General features: G+C 58.4%; 19 protein-coding genes. 10 read left to right on the plus strand and 9 right to left on the minus strand.

Going from position 1 to position 23,605, the window contains the following annotated elements:
* Positions 1 to 18 precede the first annotated feature (18 nt).
* The 5 genes from ACR0NW_RS03035 to ACR0NW_RS03055 all read right to left on the minus strand — a co-directional run bounded on the left by ACR0NW_RS03035 (position 19) and on the right by ACR0NW_RS03055 (position 5,493).
* Positions 19 to 1,308, minus strand: coding sequence for a DUF3422 family protein (locus ACR0NW_RS03035; protein ID WP_480448906.1), 1,290 nt, complete (start codon positions 1,306 to 1,308; stop codon positions 19 to 21).
* A gap of 107 nt (positions 1,309 to 1,415) precedes the next feature.
* Positions 1,416 to 1,772: a VOC family protein gene (locus ACR0NW_RS03040; protein WP_480448905.1), complete on the minus strand. Its 357-nt coding sequence runs from the start codon at positions 1,770 to 1,772 to the stop codon at positions 1,416 to 1,418.
* Positions 1,773 to 1,872: 100 nt separating this feature from the next.
* Positions 1,873 to 3,327: an NAD(P)(+) transhydrogenase (Re/Si-specific) subunit beta gene (locus ACR0NW_RS03045; protein WP_170650715.1), complete on the minus strand. Its 1,455-nt coding sequence runs from the start codon at positions 3,325 to 3,327 to the stop codon at positions 1,873 to 1,875.
* A 13-nt stretch (positions 3,328 to 3,340) separates the two neighbouring features.
* Positions 3,341 to 4,912 carry a Re/Si-specific NAD(P)(+) transhydrogenase subunit alpha gene (locus ACR0NW_RS03050; protein ID WP_170650716.1) on the minus strand — a complete coding sequence of 524 codons (1,572 nt, stop codon included), beginning with the start codon at positions 4,910 to 4,912 and terminating at the stop codon, positions 3,341 to 3,343.
* A gap of 131 nt (positions 4,913 to 5,043) precedes the next feature.
* On the minus strand, positions 5,044 to 5,493 hold the full coding sequence (locus tag ACR0NW_RS03055) for a methyltransferase family protein (RefSeq protein WP_480448904.1): 450 nt from the start codon (positions 5,491 to 5,493) through the stop codon (positions 5,044 to 5,046).
* A 260-nt stretch (positions 5,494 to 5,753) separates the two neighbouring features.
* Here ACR0NW_RS03055 and ACR0NW_RS03060 point away from each other — a divergent pair, with 260 nt between their 5' ends.
* Both ACR0NW_RS03060 and kynU read left to right on the plus strand, forming a co-directional pair.
* Positions 5,754 to 6,506, plus strand: a complete 753-nt coding sequence (locus ACR0NW_RS03060) for an SDR family NAD(P)-dependent oxidoreductase (protein WP_170650718.1) — start codon at positions 5,754 to 5,756, stop codon at positions 6,504 to 6,506.
* Positions 6,507 to 6,616: 110 nt separating this feature from the next.
* Positions 6,617 to 7,810, plus strand: a complete 1,194-nt coding sequence (gene kynU, locus ACR0NW_RS03065; RefSeq protein ID WP_480448903.1) for a kynureninase — start codon at positions 6,617 to 6,619, stop codon at positions 7,808 to 7,810.
* On the opposite strand, the gene ACR0NW_RS03070 is transcribed toward kynU, so the two are convergent.
* Entirely contained in the window at positions 7,803 to 8,372 is a 570-nt protein-coding gene (locus ACR0NW_RS03070; RefSeq protein ID WP_480448902.1) for a TetR/AcrR family transcriptional regulator, read from the minus strand. The two genes, kynU and ACR0NW_RS03070, sit on opposite strands and share 8 nt — an antisense overlap.
* Positions 8,373 to 8,479: 107 nt before the next feature.
* Here ACR0NW_RS03070 and ACR0NW_RS03075 point away from each other — a divergent pair, with 107 nt between their 5' ends.
* From ACR0NW_RS03075 to ACR0NW_RS03085, 3 genes are all read left to right on the plus strand, one after another.
* On the plus strand, positions 8,480 to 8,944 hold the full coding sequence (locus ACR0NW_RS03075) for a (2Fe-2S)-binding protein (RefSeq protein ID WP_480448901.1): 465 nt from the start codon (positions 8,480 to 8,482) through the stop codon (positions 8,942 to 8,944).
* Between the two features lie 3 nt (positions 8,945 to 8,947).
* The gene (locus ACR0NW_RS03080; protein WP_480448900.1) at positions 8,948 to 11,188 is read left to right on the plus strand and encodes a xanthine dehydrogenase family protein molybdopterin-binding subunit; all 2,241 of its coding nucleotides are present in this window, start codon (positions 8,948 to 8,950) and stop codon (positions 11,186 to 11,188) included.
* Between the two features lie 222 nt (positions 11,189 to 11,410).
* The gene (locus tag ACR0NW_RS03085) at positions 11,411 to 12,157 is read left to right on the plus strand and encodes a prephenate dehydrogenase/arogenate dehydrogenase family protein (RefSeq protein WP_480448899.1); all 747 of its coding nucleotides are present in this window, start codon (positions 11,411 to 11,413) and stop codon (positions 12,155 to 12,157) included.
* 14 nt (positions 12,158 to 12,171) lie between these two features.
* Here ACR0NW_RS03085 and ACR0NW_RS03090 read toward each other — a convergent pair whose 3' ends face one another.
* The 3 genes from ACR0NW_RS03090 to ACR0NW_RS03100 form a co-directional block, all read right to left on the minus strand.
* A complete protein-coding gene (locus tag ACR0NW_RS03090; protein ID WP_170650724.1) occupies positions 12,172 to 12,951 on the minus strand; it encodes a gamma-glutamyl-gamma-aminobutyrate hydrolase family protein in 780 nt (259 codons plus the stop codon).
* Between the two features lie 261 nt (positions 12,952 to 13,212).
* Positions 13,213 to 13,638: a heme-binding protein gene (locus tag ACR0NW_RS03095; RefSeq protein WP_170650725.1), complete on the minus strand. Its 426-nt coding sequence runs from the start codon at positions 13,636 to 13,638 to the stop codon at positions 13,213 to 13,215.
* 72 nt (positions 13,639 to 13,710) lie between these two features.
* Positions 13,711 to 15,846 carry a malate synthase G gene (locus ACR0NW_RS03100; protein WP_480448898.1) on the minus strand — a complete coding sequence of 712 codons (2,136 nt, stop codon included), beginning with the start codon at positions 15,844 to 15,846 and terminating at the stop codon, positions 13,711 to 13,713.
* Positions 15,847 to 16,065: 219 nt separating this feature from the next.
* Between ACR0NW_RS03100 and pepN the strand changes: the two genes are divergently transcribed.
* The 5 genes from pepN to pepT all read left to right on the plus strand — a co-directional run bounded on the left by pepN (position 16,066) and on the right by pepT (position 23,553).
* Positions 16,066 to 18,618: an aminopeptidase N gene (gene pepN / locus ACR0NW_RS03105; protein WP_480448897.1), complete on the plus strand. Its 2,553-nt coding sequence runs from the start codon at positions 16,066 to 16,068 to the stop codon at positions 18,616 to 18,618.
* A 5-nt stretch (positions 18,619 to 18,623) separates the two neighbouring features.
* Positions 18,624 to 19,085 (plus strand): hypothetical protein, encoded by a 462-nt coding sequence (locus tag ACR0NW_RS03110; protein WP_480448896.1) that lies wholly within the window; start codon positions 18,624 to 18,626, stop codon positions 19,083 to 19,085.
* A gap of 302 nt (positions 19,086 to 19,387) precedes the next feature.
* Positions 19,388 to 20,476 carry a hypothetical protein gene (locus tag ACR0NW_RS03115; protein WP_480448895.1) on the plus strand — a complete coding sequence of 363 codons (1,089 nt, stop codon included), beginning with the start codon at positions 19,388 to 19,390 and terminating at the stop codon, positions 20,474 to 20,476.
* Positions 20,477 to 20,631: 155 nt separating this feature from the next.
* Positions 20,632 to 22,143 carry an Asp-tRNA(Asn)/Glu-tRNA(Gln) amidotransferase subunit GatB gene (gatB, locus tag ACR0NW_RS03120; protein WP_170650730.1) on the plus strand — a complete coding sequence of 504 codons (1,512 nt, stop codon included), beginning with the start codon at positions 20,632 to 20,634 and terminating at the stop codon, positions 22,141 to 22,143.
* A 150-nt stretch (positions 22,144 to 22,293) separates the two neighbouring features.
* On the plus strand, positions 22,294 to 23,553 hold the full coding sequence (gene pepT, locus ACR0NW_RS03125) for a peptidase T (RefSeq protein ID WP_480448894.1): 1,260 nt from the start codon (positions 22,294 to 22,296) through the stop codon (positions 23,551 to 23,553).
* The last annotated feature ends 52 nt before the right edge of the window (positions 23,554 to 23,605 follow it).

Here is a 23,605-nt window from a genome sequence, read left to right on the forward strand (position 1 = left end):
TTTCGAAGCAACTGGCGGTCAACCGTGTGATTTCTCCAGCCGGTTTCTGATCCGGCGAACCGACCACCAGACCAGCCCGATAACCGGCACTGTTATCAGAGCAGTCAAAGTTCCCTTGCTTATGCCCATGGCCGTCAGGGGGTACAGAAGATAACCCGCCAGCGACACGGCGTAATAACTGATCGCGACCACTGACAGCCCCTCGACCGTGTGCTGCAATCTCAGCGCCATATCAGCTCGACGGTCCATGCTTTCCAGCAAGGCCTGATTCTGAGCGCTGCGAACAACGTCCACGCGCGTCCGCAAAAGGTTCCCGGCCCGAATTGCCCGGTCGGACAAGACTTGCAGGCGCCCTTCGGTGGATTTCACGGTCCGCATCGCGGGCTCATAACGGCGCATCATGAAATCGGCAAATGTCTGGCGCCCCTGATACCGCCCTTCTCGCAGGGCTTCGATCCGCTGGTTTACGATCGCTTCATAAGCTCCGGTCGCACCAAAGCGGAACGAGCATCGGGCCGACAGCGTTTCCAGTTCCGTCGAAACCGTCAGCAGCTGTGGTAGCAGGTCATCGGGTTGAGTTTCGTCATCGGTCATTTCAACCATCAGATCCGTCAACCGCTTGTCCAGCTCACCAATGCGCGGCATGAGGTTCTTGACGCGGGCAAACCCCAGCATGGATATGGCTTTGTAGGTCTCGATCTCACACAGCCGCTGAATGATGCGGCCTGTCCTGCGTCGCCCTGTGCCTTTGGTTACAAAGACGGCAAATCGCATGTGCCCGGCGGGGTCTATCCTGAAATCACTGGCGGCGATTGCGGCATCATCCAGCACATGCGCCACGGCCAGACTTTCGGATTCAAACCAATCGGCCAGCGCGCCGTCGATCCCGTCATCCATCGGACGATCCACGACACGTAACATCGCGGATGAGATTCTCTGGCCCGGACTCGCATCCAGCCAGTCCGGGGGGAACACCTCAAAATCCGCGGGGTTGAAGGCCCGTTCGCTGACGTTCGGTGAAATGGCGGTGTAGGTGACGAACTCTGTATGCTGCTCCCATTTCAGCCAGTGGCGGCCAATCTGGCCCGCATAATGCGTGGCACCCGGCTGTGGGTGTTGCGCGCCGTGCCTATCCAGCAGATTGGTCAAATGTACCAGATCTTCACCACGGTCACGTGCAGCAGCCTCGTTCGGTTTCTTGATCGCCAGAAAAACGACAGTGCATGGCGCAAACGTCGCCGGAAAGGGCCGTGCGTGCAACTCATTGGCCAGCGCAAAGCGCAGGGGGTGATCCTGAATGGGGGTCATTGGGGCCTCCGTGACTTGCGGCCACTATACGTTAGGTCACAGACACATCAATTCTTTATTTATTTCATGCACTTAACGGAATACCTCGGCATACAAAGGCCGTTCTTCTATTGTTGTGGCTCCCATAGCTCAACCGGATTGCCCTCAGGATCATGCAACCGGGCGAACCGACCGATCTCGCTGTTCCATTCCTCGCGGGTTTCGACGGCAATTCCGATAGCCCGCAATTGTGCAATCATGGCATCCAGATCATCCACCCGAAAATTGATCATCCACTGTTGCGCCGGGTTCCCGAAATACTCTGTATCCTGTGCGAAGGGGGCAAAGACCGTATACCCTTCTGCCTGACGCCATGGGGTCGGGTTAATCCGATCCACGCCCAAATGCGTTTCGTACCAAAGCGCCAATGCATCAGGATCTCTGGCCCGAAAGAACACTCCGCCAATGCCATTTACCTTTTCCATAAGAAGCCTCCTGCACATGCAAGGTTAGTCCGGCTTTGACGAGCCACAAAAAGAAAAGGCGCCCGCTGGGGCGCCTTCCTAAGTTTCATGAAGCGATTAATCAGTCGATCATGGGCAGCAGCTTGTCCAGCGACTGCTTGGCATCGCCATAGAACATGCGTGTGTTCTCTTTGAAGAACAGCGGGTTTTCGATGCCCGAATACCCGGTGCCCTGCCCGCGCTTGCTGACAAAGACCTGCTTGGATTTCCAGACTTCCAGAACCGGCATCCCGGCAATGGGCGAGTTTGGATCGTCCTGCGCGGCCGGGTTCACGATGTCGTTCGAGCCGATGATGATAGCCACATCCGTCTCGGGGAAATCATCGTTAATCTCGTCCATTTCCAGAACGATGTCATAAGGCACCTTCGCCTCGGCCAGCAGCACGTTCATGTGACCCGGCAGACGACCGGCAACAGGGTGGATCGCAAAGCGTACTTCTTTGCCCTTGGCACGCAGTTTACGAACCAGTTCGCTGACCGATTGCTGTGCCTGCGCCACCGCCATGCCGTATCCGGGCACGATGATCACGCTGTCCGCATCGTTCAGCGCCGCAGCTACGCCATCGGCATCGATCGCGACCTGCTCGCCCTCGACCGCCATCTGCTCACCCTGCGGGCCGCCAAAGCCGCCCAGGATCACGCTGACAAAGTGACGGTTCATAGCCTTGCACATGATGTAGCTGAGGATCGCACCGGACGAGCCGACCAGCGCACCAACGACGATCAACAGGTCATTGCCAAGCGAGAAGCCAATCGCCGCCGCGGCCCAGCCCGAATACGAGTTGAGCATCGACACAACCACCGGCATGTCGGCCCCGCCGATACCCATGATCAGATGATAGCCGATGAACAGCGCCGCCAGAGTCATCAGGACCAGGGGCAGCAGGCTGCCGGATGCGGTGTACCAGAACAGGCAGATCAGCGACAAACCCGCTGCAGCCGCGTTCAACGCGTGACCGCCGGGCAGCTTGGTCGCCGCCGAGGTCACCTTGCCTGCAAGCTTGCCATAGGCAATGACCGAACCGGTAAAGGTGATCGCACCGATGAAGATGCCCAGGAACAGTTCGACATGCAGGATCGACAGCTCTGCGGACGTTTTCTTGGCAATCAGCTTGGCAAACGCTCCGAGGTTGGACAGGTCGGCATCCTTGGCGGAGTCGACGATCGCCATGACTTCGGCAACATTCCTGATTTCGAAATGCGCGTTGAAACCCACGAACACAGCCGCCAGACCAACCAGCGAGTGCATCGCGGCCACCAGCTGCGGCATCTCGGTCATCTGGACGCGTTGCGCCACGTATTGACCGATGAAACCGCCGCCCGCGATCAGCAACAGCGACAGCAGCCACAGGCCGGAACCGGGGCCGACCAGCGTGGCAAAAACCGCCAGCGCCATACCGACGATGCCATACCAGACCGCGCGCTTGGCACTTTCCTGGTTCGACAGGCCGCCGAGCGAAAGGATGAAAAGGACAGCCGCAACGACATAGGCGGCAGTGGTGAAGCCAAATTCCATGTGCCCGGCCTCCTTAAGATTTCTGGAACATGGCAAGCATGCGCCGGGTTACGAGGAAGCCGCCGAAGATGTTGATCCCGGCCATGAAGACGGACAACGCCGCCAGCAGGATGACCAGGAACGATCCCGATCCGATCTGCATGAGCGCCCCAACGATGATGATCGACGAAATCGCGTTGGTGATCGCCATCAAAGGCGTGTGCAGCGAATGCGATACATTCCAGATCACCTGGAAGCCCACAAAGATGGCCAGCACAAAAACGATGAAGTGCTGCATGAAACTGGCCGGAGCAATCAGGCCCACCAGCAGCATCAGCGCACCGCCGACACCCAGCAGGGTGAATTGCTGTTTGGTTTGCGCTTTGAATTCGGCAATCTCCTGCGCCCGTTTCTCTTCGGGCGTCAGTTCCTTGACCTCGGGCTTTTTCTGCGCCGCAATCGCCTGCACCTTGGGCGGTGGCGGCGGGAAAGTGATCTCACCCTCATACGTCACGGTCGAGCCGCGGATCACGTCATCTTCCATGTCATGATTGATCTGACCGTCCTTTTCGGGTGTCAGATCCGTCATCATGTGACGGATGTTGGTCGCATAGAGCGACGAGCTCTGCGCCGCCATCCGGCTGGGGAAGTCGGTATAGCCGATGATCGTCACGCCATTGTCGGTCACGATTTTCTCATCCGCTACGGTCAGTTTGCAGTTGCCGCCCTTTTCCGCAGCAAGGTCAACAATGACCGAACCGGGCTTCATCGCCTCGACCATATCCTTGGTCCAAAGCTCGGGCGCTTCACGGTTGGGGATCAGCGCCGTGGTGATGACGATATCCATTTCGGGCGCCAGTTCGCGGAACTTGGCCAGCTGCGCCTCGCGGAATTCGTCGGACTGGACCGAGGCATAGCCACCGGTCGCCGCACCGTCTTGGCTGTCATCTTCGAAGTCCAGATAGACGAACTCAGCCCCCATGGATTCGACTTGTTCGGCCACTTCGGGGCGCACGTCGAACGCATAGGTGATAGCACCCAGCGAGGTCGAAGTTCCGATGGCCGCCAGACCGGCCACACCGGCACCCACGATCAGCACCTTTGCAGGGGGAACCTTACCGGCCGCCGTCACCTGACCGGTGAAAAAACGGCCAAAGTTGTTGCCCGCCTCGATCACAGCGCGGTAGCCCGCGATATTGGCCATCGAGGACAGCGCATCCATCTTCTGGGCGCGGGAGATACGCGGCACCATTTCCATGGCGATCACATTGGCGCCCTTGGATTTCGCCAGCTCCATCCCTTCTTCGTTGCCTGCGGGATTGAAGAATGAGATCAGCGTCTTGCCCTTGGTCAGACGCTTCAGCTCGGTCGCATTGGGTTGGCGCACCTTGGCGATGATATCAGCCGCCTTCCACAACGAAGCCGCGGTTTTCACGACCTCGACACCTGCGGCCTTGTATGCCTCGTCCGAAAAGCCCGCAGCAGCGCCGGCTCCGGTTTCGATGGCGCACTCATAGCCCAGTTTCTGCAACTGCGCTGCCGAGTCCGGAGTCATCGCGACCCGGTTCTCACCATCCAGTATTTCCTTTGGTGTGCCTATTTTCACCGGCATTTCCCCCTAATTATCACTCAAGTCGAGCGGGTGGTCGGTATTGTTTGACAAGCAAACATGTATCCTGCGCAACATTATTTCGCAAGCGCAGCAATTTAATACTTTGGGTCATGTTTTGCGTTCCATCATACCCAGCGACGTGTTTTGCGTTCATATCGCGCGAAATCTGCCCGAAATCTGCGTCGCAGACGGTCTTCTTCGGGCAAAATGAAGCGACGCTCCAGTACCCAGACAAACACTGGAATCAGGATCAGTGACAGAATTGCATCAAAGCGCAGGATCAGCCCCGCCAGGATCAGAACGTCACCAAGGTAGATCGGATTGCGACTGCGTTTGTAGATTCCGGTCTGCACCATGGCTGTCGGCGTCTCATGCGGAATGACAGTTGTACGGTGGCGGCGAAATTCGACGATGGCCAGCACGGCCAACAACACGCCGACTCCGATCATCACACCGCTCAGCAAATCCGTCAGGCCACTTTCCAGTGACAGGTCAAAGGACAGATATCGGCCCTGCAGCCAGGCAAGTACTGCAAAGCCCACAAGCCAAACTGGCGGAACGTCGATCCGGCGCATTCGTCCCCTCTTTCCGATAACATGCCGTGCGTCATGTCGTTTCCGAGCGATGTCCTACCGCTTTCCGGCAAATTTGGCAAAACCTCAGGTTGTCGCAGCAAAGAAAAGACCAATCGCGCCAGCTTAGTGGCCGCTGCGGGACAACCTTCTGATTAATTCACCATTTCGGAACGGAAGTCCGTGAATTGACGGAACGGACCCTCTTGCCAGACGATGGGTTGAGGATAGAGTTCACCGAAATCCAAAAGGGAGGTGGCCTCATGTCGTTGAACGGAAAGCATGCGCTGGTTACAGGCGGGGGAACCGGCATCGGGCTGGCCATAGCGCAGGCACTGGCCGATGAAGGTGCGCAGGTTACCATTACCGGTCGCAGGCAAGAAGTTCTGGATGAGGTGGCGGGAGATCGAATGACCGGTCTGGCCATGGATGTCCGGGACGAGCAAAGCGTCGTGCAGGGCGTTGCCTCTGCCGTCGAGGCCAGAGGGCCAATTCAGATTTGCGTGGCAAATGCCGGGATCGCCGTCGGGAAAACCCTGCAAAAGACAGATATGGATTTTTGGCGGGACATCATGGCAACCAATCTGGACGGCGCCTTTCTGACCATGCGCGAAAGCCTGCGCTCGATGCTGACAACCGACTGGGGGCGCGTAATCTCGGTGGCGTCCATTGCCGGGCTGCACGGTGTTCCGGGGGCGGGTGCCTATTCCGCCTCGAAACACGGGGTGATCGGCCTGACCCGCAGCTATTCCGAGGAATTCATGGGATCGCCCTATACATTCAATGCGCTGTGCCCCGGATATGTGGACACGCCGATCGTGGATCGCAACAAGGCCTCGATCTCGCAACGGGCGGGCATCAGCGAGGACGAAGCGCTTAAGGTCATGGTCGAAGCCAATCGCCACAAGCGCCTGATAGCAGCAGATGAGGTCGCTGCCGCTGCGCTTTGGCTTGTGCGGCCCGGTTCACAAAGCGTCAATGGTCAGTGCATCCAGATTTCCGGCGGTCAGATCTGAATGGCCACGTGACCGCCACAAGCCGATCCCTCAGGATTATGGACTTTTGCGCTCGGGTCGGTTACGTCGGACCAGATAGTTCAAACTTAAAATACCTAAGCGAGGCCCCCATGACCGATTTTGCTGCGACAAAGGCCATGTTCGATCTGCCTGAAGGCATCCTTTATCTTGATGGCAACTCGCTGGGGCCCGTTCCCACGGCCGCCAAGGCCCGCGTACAGGACATGATGGCCAAAGAATGGGGCGACCTTCTGATTACCGGCTGGAACAAAGCCGGATGGATGGGCATGCCAACCGGGCTGGGTGATCGGATCGGCCGGTTGATCGGCGCTGAACCCGGCATGGTCGTTGTTGGCGATACGCTTTCAATCAAGGTGTATCAAGCGGTTGCTTCGGCGCTGGAACTGAACCCCGGGCGCAAGATTGTCCTGTCGGACAACGGGAATTTCCCGACTGATCTTTACATGGTTGACGGTCTACTGCGGTCACTCGGGCCGGATTATGAGTTGCGCGTCGTTGACCCGGACAAGGTTGCGGAACATGTGACCGAGGACGTTGCCGTGCTGATGCTGACCGAGGTGGATTATCGCACCGGTCGCATGCACGACATGAAGGCGCTGACAGAACTGGCGCATGCGAATGGCGTTTTGACGGTCTGGGATCTGGCGCATTCCGCCGGAGCCGTGCCGGTGGATTTGGCTGGATGCAATGCCGACTTTGCAGTGGGTTGCACCTATAAATATCTGAATGGCGGTCCCGGTGCGCCCGCATTCATCTATGTCACACCCCGTCTTGCGCCCGAGGTCCGCCCCGCCCTTTCCGGCTGGCTGGGACACGAATCGCCTTTCGCCTTCGATCTGGATTACCGCCCGGGATCGGGGATCGAACGGATGCGCGTGGGTACGCCGCCGGTCATTCAGATGACGGCATTGGCCTCTGCCATGGATATCTGGGATCTGGCGGACATGAAGGACGTGCGCGCAAAATCCATCGAACTGACCGAACTGTTCATCCGAGAAGTTGAAACCAACTGCCCCCAGTTGGAGCTTGCCAGCCCACGCGACCCGAAACAGCGCGGCAGTCAGGTGTCGTTCCGCTTTGGTGAAGGGTACGCCGCCATGCAGGCGCTGATCGCCCGCGGCGTTATCGGAGATTTCAGGGCCCCTGACATCATGCGCTTTGGGTTCACGCCACTCTACATCGACGAAAACGATGTAAAGCAGGCGGCGAACATTCTCTCGGACGTGATGTGCAACGATTTGTGGGATAAGCCGGAATACAAGATCCGGCAAAAAGTCACCTGACTTCCAGCCCCGCCCCGAACAATGCCGCCAGTTGCGAAACCCTGACGTCAAAGGTCGCTGGATCGGTCAGGGTCATCTTGACCCCTTTCAAAGCAGACGTAATCGTTCTTGCGATTTCACTGGCCTCGCCGGTCAGCTTGACGCGACCTTTTTCAGCCTCTCGGTTGAGCCAGTCGGCATAGATCGCGGAGAGTTTGGCCTCGCCCTCTTCGACGATATCGGGTGCGCTGGATGACCCGGCATCCAGAAGTTCAGCGCCATGCGGCGAGGACAGAAGCACCGCCATGCCCTCGCTTTGCGCCGCCATCGCGCGCGCAAGAATCTCGGGAATAGATCCATCGCCAGACAGGGCGTCCCTCACTTGCTGGAATTTCTCCTGATAATGCGCCTCGGTCAGGCTGCGCACGATGGCCACCTTGTTTTTGTAGTGCAAATACACGGCAGGTCGGGACATCCCCGCCCCCTGCGCTATGTCCTCCATTGAGGTCTTGCGGAACCCATAGGTCGCAAAGGCCTGCATTGCAGAGGTCAAAATGGCTTGCTGCCTTGGATCGAGGTTCATGTCTTTCATTTCCCGACCATTGACAGTTCTTGTAATATTTGTCAATTGACACGCTGACACTTTAAGATAATTATGTCAGAAACCAGCCCAGCCAGGAGAAACGCGCCATGGCAACCTCACTCAAAATCAACGGCAAAGCACATCAGGTGGATTTGCCTGACGACGTGCCCCTCTTGTGGGTGCTTCGGGACGAGATCGGTTTGACAGGTACCAAGTTTGGTTGCGGGGTCGCATCCTGTGGCGCCTGCACTGTGCACATCGACGGCGAGGCCGTTCGCTCCTGTCAAGTAACCCTGTCGGACGTTTGGGGAGATGTGACCACCATCGAAGGTATCGGCGCCCCCGAGGCCATGGCCACCATTCAGCAAGCCTGGGTCGAACATCAGGTCGCTCAATGCGGCTATTGCCAGTCCGGCCAGATCATGCAGGCGGCATCTTTGCTGGCAGAAAATCCGACACCAACAGACGCCGAAATCGACGAGGCGATGCAGGGCAACCTGTGCCGCTGCGGAACCTATCCCCGCATTCGTGCCGCGATCCACACGGCCTCGGCCAAACTGAAGGAGGCGTAAGCAATGGCACGTATTGGTAAAATCGTACGCCGCACCTTTCTGATCGGCTCTGCCGCAATCATCGGCGGGGTCGCGTTTGGTGTCTATTATGTGAATCGCCCCGCACCAAACCCGCTCAAGCCGCGTGAAGGCGAAGCGGCACTCAACCCCTTTGTCCTGATCGACCAGAACGGCGTGACCCTGTTCGCCCCGCGCGCTGAAATGGGGCAAGGCGTCAAAACGACATGGGCCGCACTGCTGGCCGAAGAACTGGACGTGGAACTGGATCAGGTCACGGTACTGCATGGCCCCGCCGCCGCTGCCTATTACAACACCGCAATGATCGGTGAAGGCTTGCCCAATAAGGGTTATGACATCTCGGACTTCCAACACAATCTCGGTGAGGCGCTGGGTGTCATCGGCAAAGTGCTCAGCCTGCAGGTTACTGGCGGCTCGACCTCAATGAAGGACGGCTTTGAACGGATGCGTGAGGCCGGGGCATCGGCCCGCGAGACACTGAAACAGGCTGCGGCCGACAGGCTTGGCGTGGACCGCGGGCAATTGAAAACCGAGGCTGGCCATGTCATTGCGCCGAATGGCGACAAAATCGCCTACACCGATCTGGCGGCAGATGCAGCCAAACTCGACCCTGTTGAGGTTGATCTGCGTGATCCGTCCGAATGGCGGTATCTGGGCCAGAACCAACCACGTCTGGATATGGTGGAAAAGGCAACCGGCACGGCGGAATTCGCAATCGACGTGCGTCTGCCAGACATGAAATTCGCCAGTGTCCGCGTAAACCCCAAACTGGGCGGCGGCATGAAAGGCTTTGACGACAGCGCGGCAAAATCGATGCCGGGTGTCGAAAAAGTCGTCGATCTTGGCGACGGCGTTGCCGTCATCGCCAACAACACCTGGCTGGCCATTCAGGCTGTAGAAGCCATCGATGTCGAATGGGAAGAGGCACCATACCCGCCTGAAACCGAGGCGATATTCTCGAAAATCGCGGAGGCATTCGACACCGATCCGAACTCAACCATGCGCGACGATGGCGACGTCACCACGACCCCCGAAGGCGCGACCGAGATCGAAGCGGAATACACGGTTCCCTATCTGGCCCACGCCACAATGGAGCCAATGACCGCGACCGCGTTGTTCTCAGGCAAAAAGCTGGAATTCTGGGGCGGCAATCAGGCGCCTACCTTCATGCAGATGAAGATCGCGGCCGAGGCGAACCTTGATACCGAAGCAGTGGACGTCCACACCACCTATCTGGGCGGCGGATTTGGGCGCCGTGGTGAATTCGATTTTGGCGTCATCGCCACCAAGGTCGCCATGGCCATGCCCAATGTTCCGGTGCAAACCACGTGGAGTCGTGAAGAGGACATGCGCCACGATTTCTACCGGCCTGGCGCGATGGCTCGTATGAAAGGTGCAATCAAGGACGGCAAGGCCGTTCTGATCGATGGCAAGGTCGCCTCGCAATCCTGTACCCATCAGGCGGTTACGCGGATGACAGGCATGGCCGGAGGTGGCCCCGACAAAGTATTGGTCGAGGGCATTTTCAATCAGCCCTACGCGGTCCCCAACTACCGCATCAGTGGCCATATCGCAGACCTGGACATACCTGTCGGGTTCTGGCGGTCAGTCGGCAACAGTCACAACGGTTTTTTCCACGAAACGTTCTTGGACGAACTGGCCCATGCCGCCGGTCGTGACCCACTGGAGTTCCGTCTTGAACTGATGAAAGACGAGCACGCACCATCAGCAGGCTGTCTGGAGGCCGTGCGCGAGATGTCCGGCTGGACGGGCAAAACTCCAGATGGCGTAGGCCGTGGCGTTGCGTTCACCTACAGTTTCGGCACTCCGGTCGCACAGGTGATCGAAGTCGTGGACGAAGATGGAACCATTCGCATCAACAAGGCATGGATCGCTTGCGACATGGGGCTGGCGCTGGATCCTGAAACCGTCAAGGCACAGATGTTCGGCGGCATGATGTACGGCCTGTCTGCCGCCTGTTATGGCGAGATCACCTTTGCCGATGGCGAAGTGGAACAGTACAACTTCCCTGATTATGACGCGATCCGCATGCACACCGCACCAGAGGTTGAGGTCCGCGTTCTGGAAACCAACCGCCACATGGGCGGCGCCGGAGAGCCGGGCACACCGCCTTCGATGCCCGCACTGGGGAATGCGCTGTTCGACCTGACGGGAAAGCGCGCCCGCACGCTGCCGTTGAACCAAAGCTTCGATCTTTTGGTGTAACTGCCACACATGGGCCCGCAAACGCTGCGGGCCCTTTCCTTGCTTGACCTGACTGATCGCGGCAGCTAGGGCTCATCCCATGAGCAAACGACTGACCATCATCTGCAATTTCTATTATACCCCGCCCAAATAACGGCGGGTGCTCAATCATGTTCAACCGCCGCGTCAGGCGGATTGGACCAACAAAATCACCTGCATCGCGGCCTACCCCGGAGTACCCCGATGCAAAACCGCCCCGAAATCAAATCTGTTGGCCTGATGGGCTTTGGTGCCTTCGGACGCCTAATTGCCCAGCATATTGCGCCCTTTGCGCCTGTATTCGTTCATGACCCAACACTGAACGCGATACCTGACGGGCTGTCCGCCGGAGACCCGGCCCGGATCGCTGACTGTGATCTTGTCATCCTCGCCGTCCCCGTCGGTATGCTTGAGAACGCCATCTCCTCAATCGCACAACATTTGAGACCCGGAACCATTGTCGTGGATGTCGGTTCGGTCAAAATAAACCCGGTCCGCACCATGCTGCGGTTGTTACCGGACCACGTTGAGATCGTGGGAACTCACCCTTTGTTCGGCCCTCAAAGTGCAGCCAACGGTGTGTTCGGCCACAAGATTGCAATCTGCCGTGTACGAGGAGACGCCTGTCTGACATTGGCAGCATTTCTGAAAACCAGATTGGGATTGCGCCCGTTTCTGGTTACGCCCGAAACGCATGATCAGGAAGCGGCCGTGGTGCAGGGACTTACCCACTTCATCTCGAAGGCGCTCACCCGGCTTGGGCCGCTTCCCCGCAGCCTGACAACCACCAGCTTCGATCTGCTGGTGGAAGCCGCCAACATGGTCCGAAACGATCCGCCTGGCGTGTTTGACGCGATCGAACACGAAAACCCCTTCACCCCTGCAGCCCGCGACCGCTTTATGCATCACGCCAATGCGCTGGCTCTGGAGCTATCTCGGGGCGCAAATTAAAAGGGATTGGTCAATCAGGCCGATTTGCGGAACAACCGCGAACGGCCACATTCCGACCACTCGCGCACGGCATCCCCAAACGCCTCAAAAAGCGGGCGGGAAACAGGATCGTTTGCCGCATCCCATTCCGGGTGCCATTGTACAGAAAGGGTAAAGCCGGGCGCATCTTTCACAAATATAGCCTCGGGCGTTCCGTCAGGCGCGTGACCGTCTATGACGATCCTTTGCCCCACCGTCTTGATCCCCTGCCCGTGCAGCGTGTTGGTCATGACCTCGCTGGCGCCGAACACCCGGTGAAACACTCCGCCCTCGTTCAGTTTGACAACGTGCCGCAAGGCGAATTTTTCCTCCAGCGTTCCATCAGGTGGCATTCGGTGATTCATCCGCCCCGGCAGGTCGCGGATTTCAGGATACAAGGTTCCGCCCATCGCGACGTTGACCTCCTGAAAGCCCCGGCAGATGCCGAAAAAGGGCTGCCCGCGTTCGACACAGGCCCGCACCAGCGGCAACACGATCGCATCGCGGGCACGGTCGAACTCGCCATGTGCATCCGTTTCTGCTTCGCCATACTCTTCGGGATGAACATTAGGACGGCCGCCGGTCAGCAAAAAACCGTCGCACACCTCCAGCAGCTCCTCAACCGAGACAAATCGGGGGTCCGAAGGGATAAGCAAGGGAAGGCAGCCCGCAACGTTCGCAACCGCGTCCGAATTCATTGTTCCACCGGCATGCGTCGGGTACTGATCGTTCAGTATATACGAGTTACCGATTATTCCGACGATAGGCCGCGACATGTTTATTCCCTTGTTTCTTCATTGAACTGAGAACAAACGTAACCACGCATGCCTCGCCCTGCAACCACACACGCTCTGCGTAACAGCGCAGGGACTTGTTCGAAATCGCACACATCGTTCCTATCGGAGCATGTATTTTGGAATTTCATCCCGATCTTAGGTGATGATTTGGAAAAATCTCCCTCATCGACCAGAAATCCTTCCCCGCCGACGGTCGTTCAAGACAGTTTCGCGCCGGCAAGGCAATCAAAACCTCGAAATTCAGATCTCACCGTTCAGACCGGCAGCATCAATTCCGGCCATGGCGGCCACGGCGTCGTTGTCTGATGTGTCACCTGTTACACCAACGGCCCCCATCACGGCGCCCTTCCGGTCCCGCAACAAAACACCGCCCGGCACAGGTACAACCTGCCCACCATAGACACCGTTAACTGCTGCCATGAAATAGGCCTGCCCTTCGGCCCGCTGCATCTGCGCGGTCCCGGCCATACCCAGCATGACCGAGCCATAGGCCTTGCCATGCGCAATCGCAAACCGCCCCGGTGCAGCACCATCTTCGCGCTCAAACGCGATCACATGACCGCCGGCATCCAGCACCACGACTGAAAGCGGCTTCAGCTCCATCTCGCGCCCTTTTTCCAGCGCCTTCCGAATGATCGTCCGCGCCTTGCGCAATGATACCGACATGCTTTCTTCCTCTTGCCAAAAATATCCTCGGGGAGCGCGAGAGAGCAGACAGCCCCCTCGCTCCAAAACCCGTTACGTGCGGCTTGCTTTCAACTCCAGCCGACGTGCGTGCAGCACAGGCTCAGTATAGCCCGACGGCTGTACCCGCCCCTTGAACACCAGATCACAAGCAGCCTGAAAGGCAATACCATCAAAACCCGGCCCCATCGGTTGATACTCCGGGTCGCCTGCGTTCTGCTGATCGACAATCGCTGCCATCTTTTGCAACGCAGCCATCACCTGCGCTTCGTCAACCACACCATGATGCAGCCAATTCGCAAGCGCCTGAGACGAAATCCGGCATGTCGCACGGTCTTCCATCAAGCCGACGTCATTGATGTCCGGAACTTTCGAACATCCGACACCCTGATCGACCCAGCGCACAACGTATCCAAGAATGCCTTGGGCGTTGTTTTCTGTATCGCGGCCAATTTCCTCGTCGCTCAGATTGCGCCCACCAAGCACAGGAATGGTCAGCAGATCGTCAAGCGTCCCGCGGGCTCCGCCGGCAGAGATTTCGCGCTGCCGCGCCAACACATCGACCTTGTGATAGTGGGTCGCGTGCAACGTGGCAGCAGTCGGCGACGGAACCCAAGCGCAATTCGCGCCGGACATCGGGTGGCCGATCTTCGCCTCCAGCATATCCCCCATCCTGTCGGGCATTGCCCACATGCCCTTGCCGATTTGCGCCCTGCCCTGCAGGCCACAGGCCAACCCGATATCAACGTTTCGGTCCTCATACGAGGCGATCCAGGGCGTGTTCTTGATGTCCCCCTTGGGCAGCATCGGCCCAGCTTCCATCGAGGTATGGATTTCATCGCCGGTACGATCCAGAAATCCGGTATTGATGAAGGCTACACGGGATTTCGCGGCGCGGATGCACTCCTTGAGGTTCACAGACGTCCGGCGTTCCTCATCCATGATGCCCAGCTTCACCGTATTCCGCGGCAAGCCAAGAATGTCTTCGACCATGTCGAAAATCTCGACCGCGAACGTTACCTCTTCCGGCCCGTGCATCTTGGGCTTGACCACATAGACCGAGCCCTGAACCGAATTGCCCCCGTCCCGTTTCAGGTCATGCATGGCAATCAGCGTAGTGCAGAGCGCATCCATCAGCCCCTCGCCGATCTCATTGCCTGCGCCATCCAGAACGGCCGGGTTGGTCATCAGGTGACCGACATTTCGGACCAGCATCAGCGAACGGCCTTTCAGCGTGGCCTGCCCGCCATCCGCCGTGGTGTATTCGACATCCCCCGCCAGCTTGCGGGTAAATGTCTTTCCACCTTTCGAGACCTCTTCGGTCAGGTCGCCCTTCATTAGGCCCAGCCAGTTGCCATAGGCCACAACCTTGTCAGCGGCATCAACGCAGGCAACCGAGTCTTCGCAGTCCATGATCGTGGACAGCGCAGATTCCAATCGCACATCGGCGATACCAGCCGGATCCGACGCGCCGATATCGCTGGTCGGATCAATCATGATCTGTACATGCAGGCCGTTGTTCTTAAGCAGCACAAAATCGGGCTTGTCCGCAGCGCCGCCAAAACCCGCGAAAGCGGCCGGATCGGCGAGCGCCGGCACCAAGCCACCCTCTTCGACACTCAGGCCAGAGACATCGGACCAAGACCCTTCGGCCAGCGGCACGGCGTCGTCCAGAAACGCCTTTGCCCATGCGATCACCCGCGCACCACGTTCAACGTCATATCCGCTGCTGTCCGGCAGATCGCCCATGGCATCTGTGCCATAAAGCGCGTCATACAGGCTGCCCCAGCGGGCATTGGCGGCGTTCAGGGCGAACCTGGCGTTGGTGATCGGTACAACCAGTTGCGGGCCGGGAATCAGAGCGATCTCGGGATCGACGTTGGTGGTTTCAATCTGAAAGTCATCGCCTTCATCGACCAGATACCCGATCTCATGTAGGAAGGCCTGATAAGTGGCGGCGTCGTGGTCCTGACCCTTGTTGGCCAGATGCCAGCCATCGATGCGCCCCTGAATGTCGGCCCGTTTGGCAAGCAACGCCCTGTTCTTTGGCCCAAGCTCATCTACCATGCGGGACAGGCCGGACCAGAACGTCTCGGACGAAACGCCTGTTCCCGGCAGCGCCCGGTTTTCGATAAAATCCGCTAGTTCGACAGCGATCTGCAGACCGTTCCGGGTTTCCCTGCTGCTCATGTTCGACATCTCCTGCATTGTACGCCACTGTATGCAGCACCCAATTAGGGCGGATGTTTCCGATAGGCAACAGGCCCCGCGCTGTTTCAGGCGGGTTCGTAGGGTCACATCGAAATCATCGCGCGCCCGATGGTCAGGTGAATAGCCATCCGGCACCGCTTGCAGCCCAACGCCGCAACCCATAACGTCGCGCCGACACCAGATGAGATGAGGCAAAAGATGCGCGACGCCGCCCCGATTACAATCCACCTAAAGGATTACACCCCGTTCGGCTTCCTTGTGGACAGCGTGCATCTGACCTTTGATCTTGCTCCGAATGCAACCCGAGTGACATCGCGCATCGCGTTTCGCCCGAACCCGGAGGCAACGGATCGTACGTTTTTCCTGCATGGCGAAGACCTGAACCTGATCCGCGCAAGTATTGACGGCGCCAAGGTCACGCCGGATGTCACAGACAAGGGATTGACTGTTGACGCCCCGGACCAGCCCTTCATCTGGCAGGCGGAGGTCGAGATTGATCCGGGCAACAACACCGCACTCGAAGGGCTGTACATGTCGAACGGCATGTACTGCACGCAATGCGAGGCCGAAGGGTTCCGTAAGATCACATATTACCCGGACCGGCCTGACGTGATGTCCACTTTCACCGTGCGCGTCAACGGTGACTTGCCGGTGCTGTTGTCGAACGGCAACCCCACGGCTAAAGGAGATGGCTGGGCGGAATGGACCGACCCATGGCCCAAACCGGCCTATCTGTTTGCTCTGGTGGCGGGCGAGCTGATCGCGCATCCCGGCCAATTCACCACCCGCTCGGGCCGCGACGTGGAACTGAACCTTTGGGTGCGTCCCGGTGACGAGGGCAAATGCGCCTTTGGCATGGAAGCTCTAAAACGGTCAATGAAATGGGACGAAGATGTCTATGGCCGCGAGTATGATCTGGACGTGTTCAATATCGTTGCAGTCGACGATTTCAATATGGGCGCGATGGAAAACAAGGGGCTGAACATTTTCAACTCCTCCGCCGTTCTGGCCAGCCCGGAAACCTCGACCGACGCCAATTTCGAACGGATCGAGGCGATCATCGCGCATGAGTATTTCCACAACTGGACCGGCAACCGCATCACTTGCCGCGACTGGTTCCAGCTATGCCTGAAAGAGGGGCTGACCGTATTCCGCGATGCGCAGTTTACATCCGACATACGATCTGCCTCGGTCAAACGCATTCACGACGTAATCGACCTGCGTGCCCGTCAATTTCCCGAGGACAACGGCCCCCTGTCCCACCCGGTTCGGCCCGAGAGCTTTCAAGAGATAAACAACTTTTACACCGCCACCGTTTATGAAAAAGGCGCCGAGCTTATCGGGATGCTCAAGCGGCTGGTGGGTGATGATGCCTATGCCAGCGCGTTGGACCTGTACTTTGACCGCCACGATGGTCAGGCGTGCACTATCGAAGACTGGATCAAGGTGTTCGAGGACACAACCGGTCGCGACCTGAGCCAGTTCAAACGCTGGTACAGTCAGGCCGGAACACCCCGGGTCAAGGTGCAGGAAGACTGGGCAGAGGGCACCTATACCCTGACCCTGAGCCAAAGCACCCCCGCCACGCCGGGCCAGTCCGACAAGCAGCCGCAGGTGATCCCTGTGGCGGTCGGGCTGCTGGGGCAAAACGGTGATGAGGTGCGCGAAACCGAAGTGCTGGAGTTCACCGAAGAAACGCAGAGCTTTACCTTTGAGGGGCTTGCCGCCAAGCCGGTCGCGTCGATCCTGCGCGGGTTTTCTGCACCGGTCATCCTCGAGCGTGACACATCTAACGCCGATCGTGCCTTCCTGCTGGCCCATGACACCGATCCGTTCAACCGGTGGGAGGCCGGTCGGGCACTGGCGCAGGATACGCTGCTGAACATGATCACCCGCGATGCTGCACCCGACGCTGATTATCTGGACGGTTTGCTAGCAGTCCTGCGGGATGGTGATCTTGATCCAGCATACCGTGCGCTGATGCTGGGGCTGCCAACCCAGTCTGAACTTGCCGCAGCTTTGCATGAGCGTGGCGTTACGCCCGACCCGATGGCAATCTGGACTGCGGTCGAGACCCTGCGGCAGGCCACCGCGCAACACATGCAGGATCTTCTGCCCCGTCTGCACAGCGAGGCTGTGGTTGACGGCCCCTACCTACCCGATGCCGCGCAATCCGGAAAACGCGCGTTAGGCAGCGCTGCACTCGCTTTGACGTCGCGGCTGGACGGGGGCGCAAAGGCTGCCGGGGAATACAACAATGCCGACAACATGACCCTGCAACTGACAGCGCTGTCCTGTTTGCTGAGGACCGGCAAGGGCGAAACCGAGCTTGCGGCCTTTTACCAGCAGTGGCAGCACGACCGACTGGTCATCGACAAGTGGTTCGGGTTACAGACGTCGCTGGCAGCGCCCGAGAAAGCACCGGAACTTGCCCGGACTCTCAGCGAGCATCCGGATTTCAACTGGAAGAACCCGAACCGCTTTCGGTCGCTGATGGGTGCGCTGGCAATGAACCATGCAGGTTTCCACAACGAAAGCGGCGCGTCCTATACATTGCTTGCCGACTGGCTGATCCGGCTTGATCCCGTCAACGCCCAGACAACGGCGCGCATGTGTTCCGCATTCCAGACCTGGAAACGTTATGACACGAACCGCCAGAACCTGATGAGGCAAAATCTGGAACGCATCGCCTCGACGCCCGGTCTGTCACGCGACACGTCGGAAATGGTGTCGCGCATTCTCGGCGCGTGACGCATATGGAAACCGATACGGACAGGGCTGGCAAAAGACCACCGGCCTACAGCTTTACGCGGCCAAGCCGCAATTCACGGACGGTGACAATACTGATCGTCGTCTATGCTGTATTGCTCAGCCTGATCATCCTGTTTGATGCAGCATGGTGGCTGATTGGCCTCATGGCGCTGACCACGCTTCCGGCGATCTGGGATGTGTTTTCGGATTCCACTGCCGGGCTGGAATTGAATGGGACCGACTTGCGCTGGTTTTCCGGCAAGCGCGACGGCCATTTGCCGCTTGGCGATATCGACTATTTCCGTTTTGACACCCGCTGGGATTTCTCGGTGCGTGTATCCGCCGTTCTGACCAACGGAAAAAAAGTGCGACTGCCCGATGAATCCGTGCCAGCACATCGCTTGTTTGAAAACACACTGACCGAACGAGGTTTCAGGGTGGAACGTCACCACTTCAGAATTTTCTGAAACCCATCCGCTCATGCCACATTTCACCTACCTGTGAACGTATTAGACCCCGTCGCGGCCTTGAATTGGCCGCAATAATTCGTCAAACCGATACACAGTTGTTACGAGTTCAAATCGGTCCGATTTACGTTATGTTCAGTGTTTTCAGGGCATTCGCCCAATCATTTTCGGGTTTTAATCACCGGCGCGCATCCCGAGCGCCCCTTCCAAGCAAAGAATTTCCGCGCGCGATAAACGCCGAGGACAGACTGATCATTCCGGTTGCCAAACTTGGTGCCGGTGATCTGATCGGGCGTTCAGCTATGGAGCATGGACGCCATCTGGCCCGGCAGGAGTTGTGGAAAGAACTGGCCGACGAAATGCGTTCGGCCGACAAAGCACGCAAAACGTCGCCGGATGGATTGCCGGTTGCCGACCTCATGGCCTTTGGTGCCCGGTCGGATGTGGTGTTTGCCGTCGAACATGCCCTGTCCGAAGGCAATAGCCCGCCAGCGGACACGGTAGACGGAGGCATAGCGGAACTTGAAAACGTTTTGTCCGAATACCGGGATGATCCCATGATCGGGCTGATCGTGGCGCTGGCCCATATCGATCTGGCCTGGGCCTGGCGCGGCACCGGATGGGAAACGATCATGCCCGAAATCAATCGAACCCGATGTGCCGCCCATTTTGACCGTGCCGCCGAAATTCTGCCGGTCTGCAGGACGGCGGCGCCTGACAGCCCCGCCGTGGCGTCGGCATGTTGCGCGTTGCTGGCGGGACAGCGGACACAAGGTATCCGCGTTGCAGATGAATACGAGCGACTGATTTCGCTCGACCCGCACAACTACCGTAACATGCGGGCCATGGGGAACCATCTGTTGCCACGCTGGTTCGGCAGCTACGAAGAACTGGAGCTTCAGGCGCTACGCAATGCGTCGATCACCCAAAACATCTGGGGCGCGGGCGGGTACACCTGGGTTCAGTTTGATGCCATCGCACTTGATGAAGAGGCCTGCGCCCGCGTGGACGTCGAGTTCTTTCTGGAAGGTCTGCGCGACATCGTACAGCGCCGCCCGGATCAAGAGATGGTCAACCTGTTGGCCGCCTACTGCTCGATCACGCTGCAGAACGGACTGGGCTTCCACGAAGAGGCAGACCTTGCGCGGGTTCAGATCTGCGAGGCCACAAACTGGCTGATCCGCGATCACCTGACCGAACTGCATCCCCTCATCTGGGCGCATGCGGCAGACGGTTTCGACAATGGTGTCCGCATCAACTCCCCCGACCGTTTTGCCGCACGTGGGCGCCACGACGCGTTACGGGTCATCACCAACCTGTTCCGGGACGAACTTGGGCGCGGCCAACGCATTACCTTTACGCCCTCGGGGCCGCGCTTCAGTCCGAACTGATCGGAAAAAGGTTCGACTGGGTCTGCGATCCGATTGTGCGGAACGGCATGATGTCATCGGTTTATTTCAACCCTGCAAAGGCTCATTGCCCCTTGCCCCCTCGCTCGTGCAGGAATAATACGCAGGCCTAGACTTCTGCGGATAAGAGGCGCGCCATGCTCGACCTGACCTATGAAATGCCCAAACCCAAGACAATTGCCGGTGCCAAGCACGACTGGGAACTGGTAATCGGGATGGAGGTGCATGCGCAGGTCTCGTCCAATGCCAAGCTGTTCTCGGGCGCGTCGACCCAATTCGGGGCCGAGCCGAATTCGAACGTGGCTTTCGTGGATGCGGCGATGCCGGGAATGTTGCCGGTAATCAACGAGTTCTGCGTGGAGCAGGCGGTGCGGACCGGGCTGGGCCTGAAGGCCGATATCAACCTGAAATCGGCGTTCGACCGCAAGAACTATTTCTATCCCGACCTGCCGCAGGGCTACCAGATTTCCCAGCTTTATCAACCAATTGTCGGTGAAGGCGAAGTTCTGGTCGAGATGGGTGACGGCACTGCACGCATGGTGCGGATCGAACGCATCCACATGGAGCAGGACGCGGGCAAATCGATCCACGACATGGACCCGCATATGTCCTTTGTCGACCTGAACCGGACCGGTGTCTGCCTGATGGAGATCGTCAGCCGCCCCGACATTCGAGGGCCGGAGGAGGCCGCCGCCTATATCGCAAAGCTACGCCAGATCATGCGTTATCTGGGCACTTGCGATGGCAACATGCAGAACGGCAACCTGCGCGCGGACGTGAACGTTTCGATCTGTTTGCCCGGTGCTTACGAGAAGTATCAGGAAACACAGGATTTTTCGCATCTGGGAACGCGCTGCGAGATCAAGAACATGAACTCGATGCGCTTTATCCAGCAAGCGATCGAGGTTGAAGCCCGCCGTCAGATCGCCATCGTCGAAGGTGGTGGCAAGGTCGATCAGGAAACCCGCCTGTACGACCCGGACAAGGGCGAAACCCGCTCGATGCGGTCCAAGGAAGAAGCGCATGATTACCGCTATTTCCCCGATCCCGACCTGCTGCCGCTGGAGATCGAGCAGGCGTGGGTGGATGATATCGCCGCCAAGCTGCCCGAATTGCCGGACGACAAAAAAGCGCGTTTTATCAGTGAGTTCGGGCTGACAGATTATGACGCTTCGGTGCTAACCGCCGAGGTGGAATCGGCCGCCTATTTCGAAGACGTGGCCAAAGGGCGCAATGGCAAGCTGGCCGCGAACTGGGTCATCAACGAGTTGTTCGGCCGTCTGAAGAAAGAAGATCACGACATCACCGAGTCTCCGGTTTCTCCGGCGCAGCTGGGCGGGATCATCGACCTGATTTCCTCGGACGCCATCTCGGGCAAGATCGCCAAGGATCTGTTCGAAATCGTCTATACCGAAGGTGGTGATCCGGCGCAGATCGTCGAGGAACGCGGCATGAAACAGGTGACGGATACCGGCGCCATCGAGGCCGCACTGGACGAGATCATTGCCGCCAACCCGGCACAGGTCGAAAAGGCCAGGGTGAACCCGAAACTGGCAGGATGGTTCGTCGGTCAGGTGATGAAGGCGACCGGTGGCAAGGCCAACCCCAAGGCGGTCAACGAACTGGTCAGTTCCAAGCTGAGCCTCTGAATCTTTCGGTTTGTACAGGCCGGACAGCAGGGTTTGTCCGGTTTGTACAAAACTGAATTTTCCATTTTCTTAACACTTTGGGAGTCGGGCCGCGTGCTTGACACCGGGAATGTTTGCACTCTTTCTTCCGTGCCAGAGAGGTGAGGTATCATGCAGAACAGATTTGATCAGGAGCTTGAAGACCGGCTTGTCCGATATGCGGCCATAGACAGTCAGAGCGACGAGAATTCACCAACGACCCCCAGCACGGAAATTCAGTTCGACGTGTTGAACCTGCTCAGGCAGGAATTGGTCGAGATCGGTGCGCAGGATGTTGAAGTGACCGATGACAGCGTCGTCGTGGCGACCATTCCGGGCACCGCGCCCGGCCCTACCATCGGCTTTCTGGCACATGTGGATACCGCCCCGCAGTTCAACGCAACCGGTGTCAAGCCGCGCGTGATCAAGGGCTATAATGGCGGCGAGATCACATTTCCTGATGATCCGTCACTGGTGTTGTCACCGGACGAGCATCCCTATCTGGCCAGCAAGGTGGGGCATGATCTGATCACCGCCTCGGGCACGACGCTGCTGGGGGCCGATGACAAGGCGGGAGTGTCGATCATCATGACGATGGCGCGGCATCTGCTGACGAATACGGACATCGCCCACGGGCCGATTCGCATTGCCTTTACCCCGGATGAAGAGATCGGGCGCGGTGTTAGTGAAAAGCTGCCCGGCGATCTTGGCGCCGATTTTGCCTATACTCTGGATGGTCAGGAAGTGGGCGAGATCGAGTACGAGAGCTTTTCGGCGGATCGTGCCGTCATAAAGATCGTGGGCGTGTCGATCCATCCCGGACTGGCCAAGGACAAGATGGTCAATGCCGCGCATCTGGCGTCAAAAATCGTCCAGACTCTGCCGCAGGCAACCATGACGCCCGAAGTGACGGACGACCGCGAGGGGTTCATTCATGTGACGGATATGAATGGCGGTTCCTCGGAGATGGAAATCAAGCTGATCCTGCGGGATTTCGAACTGGACGGGTTGGAGTCCAAGGGCGATCTGGTGCGGCAGGTCTGTGCGGCCGTTCAGGCCTCGGAACCGCGGGCCTCGGTCAGTTGCGAAATTTACCCGCAATACCGCAACATGCGGTACTGGTTGGAAAAGGACATGACGCCGGTCGAACTGGCGCGCAAGGCCTGCCGTGGCCTTGGCATCGAGCCAATCTCGGTCCCGATCCGGGGCGGCACTGACGGGTCGCGCCTGACCGAATTCGGCACACCCTGCCCCAACATTTTCACCGGGATGCAATGCATTCACGGGCCGCTGGAGTGGGTCTCGGTTCAGGATATGGCCGTGGCGACCGAAATGTGCCTGTCGGTCGCAGCGCTGGCAGTGGGTGAGGTTGAGGGCAACAGTCGGGGCTGAATTCCGCCACCCGGCGAACACCTCTTTCCCCCAACGGGCAACATGGTAAGTT

It is taken from the genome of Ruegeria sp. CF5, assembly GCF_056537325.1.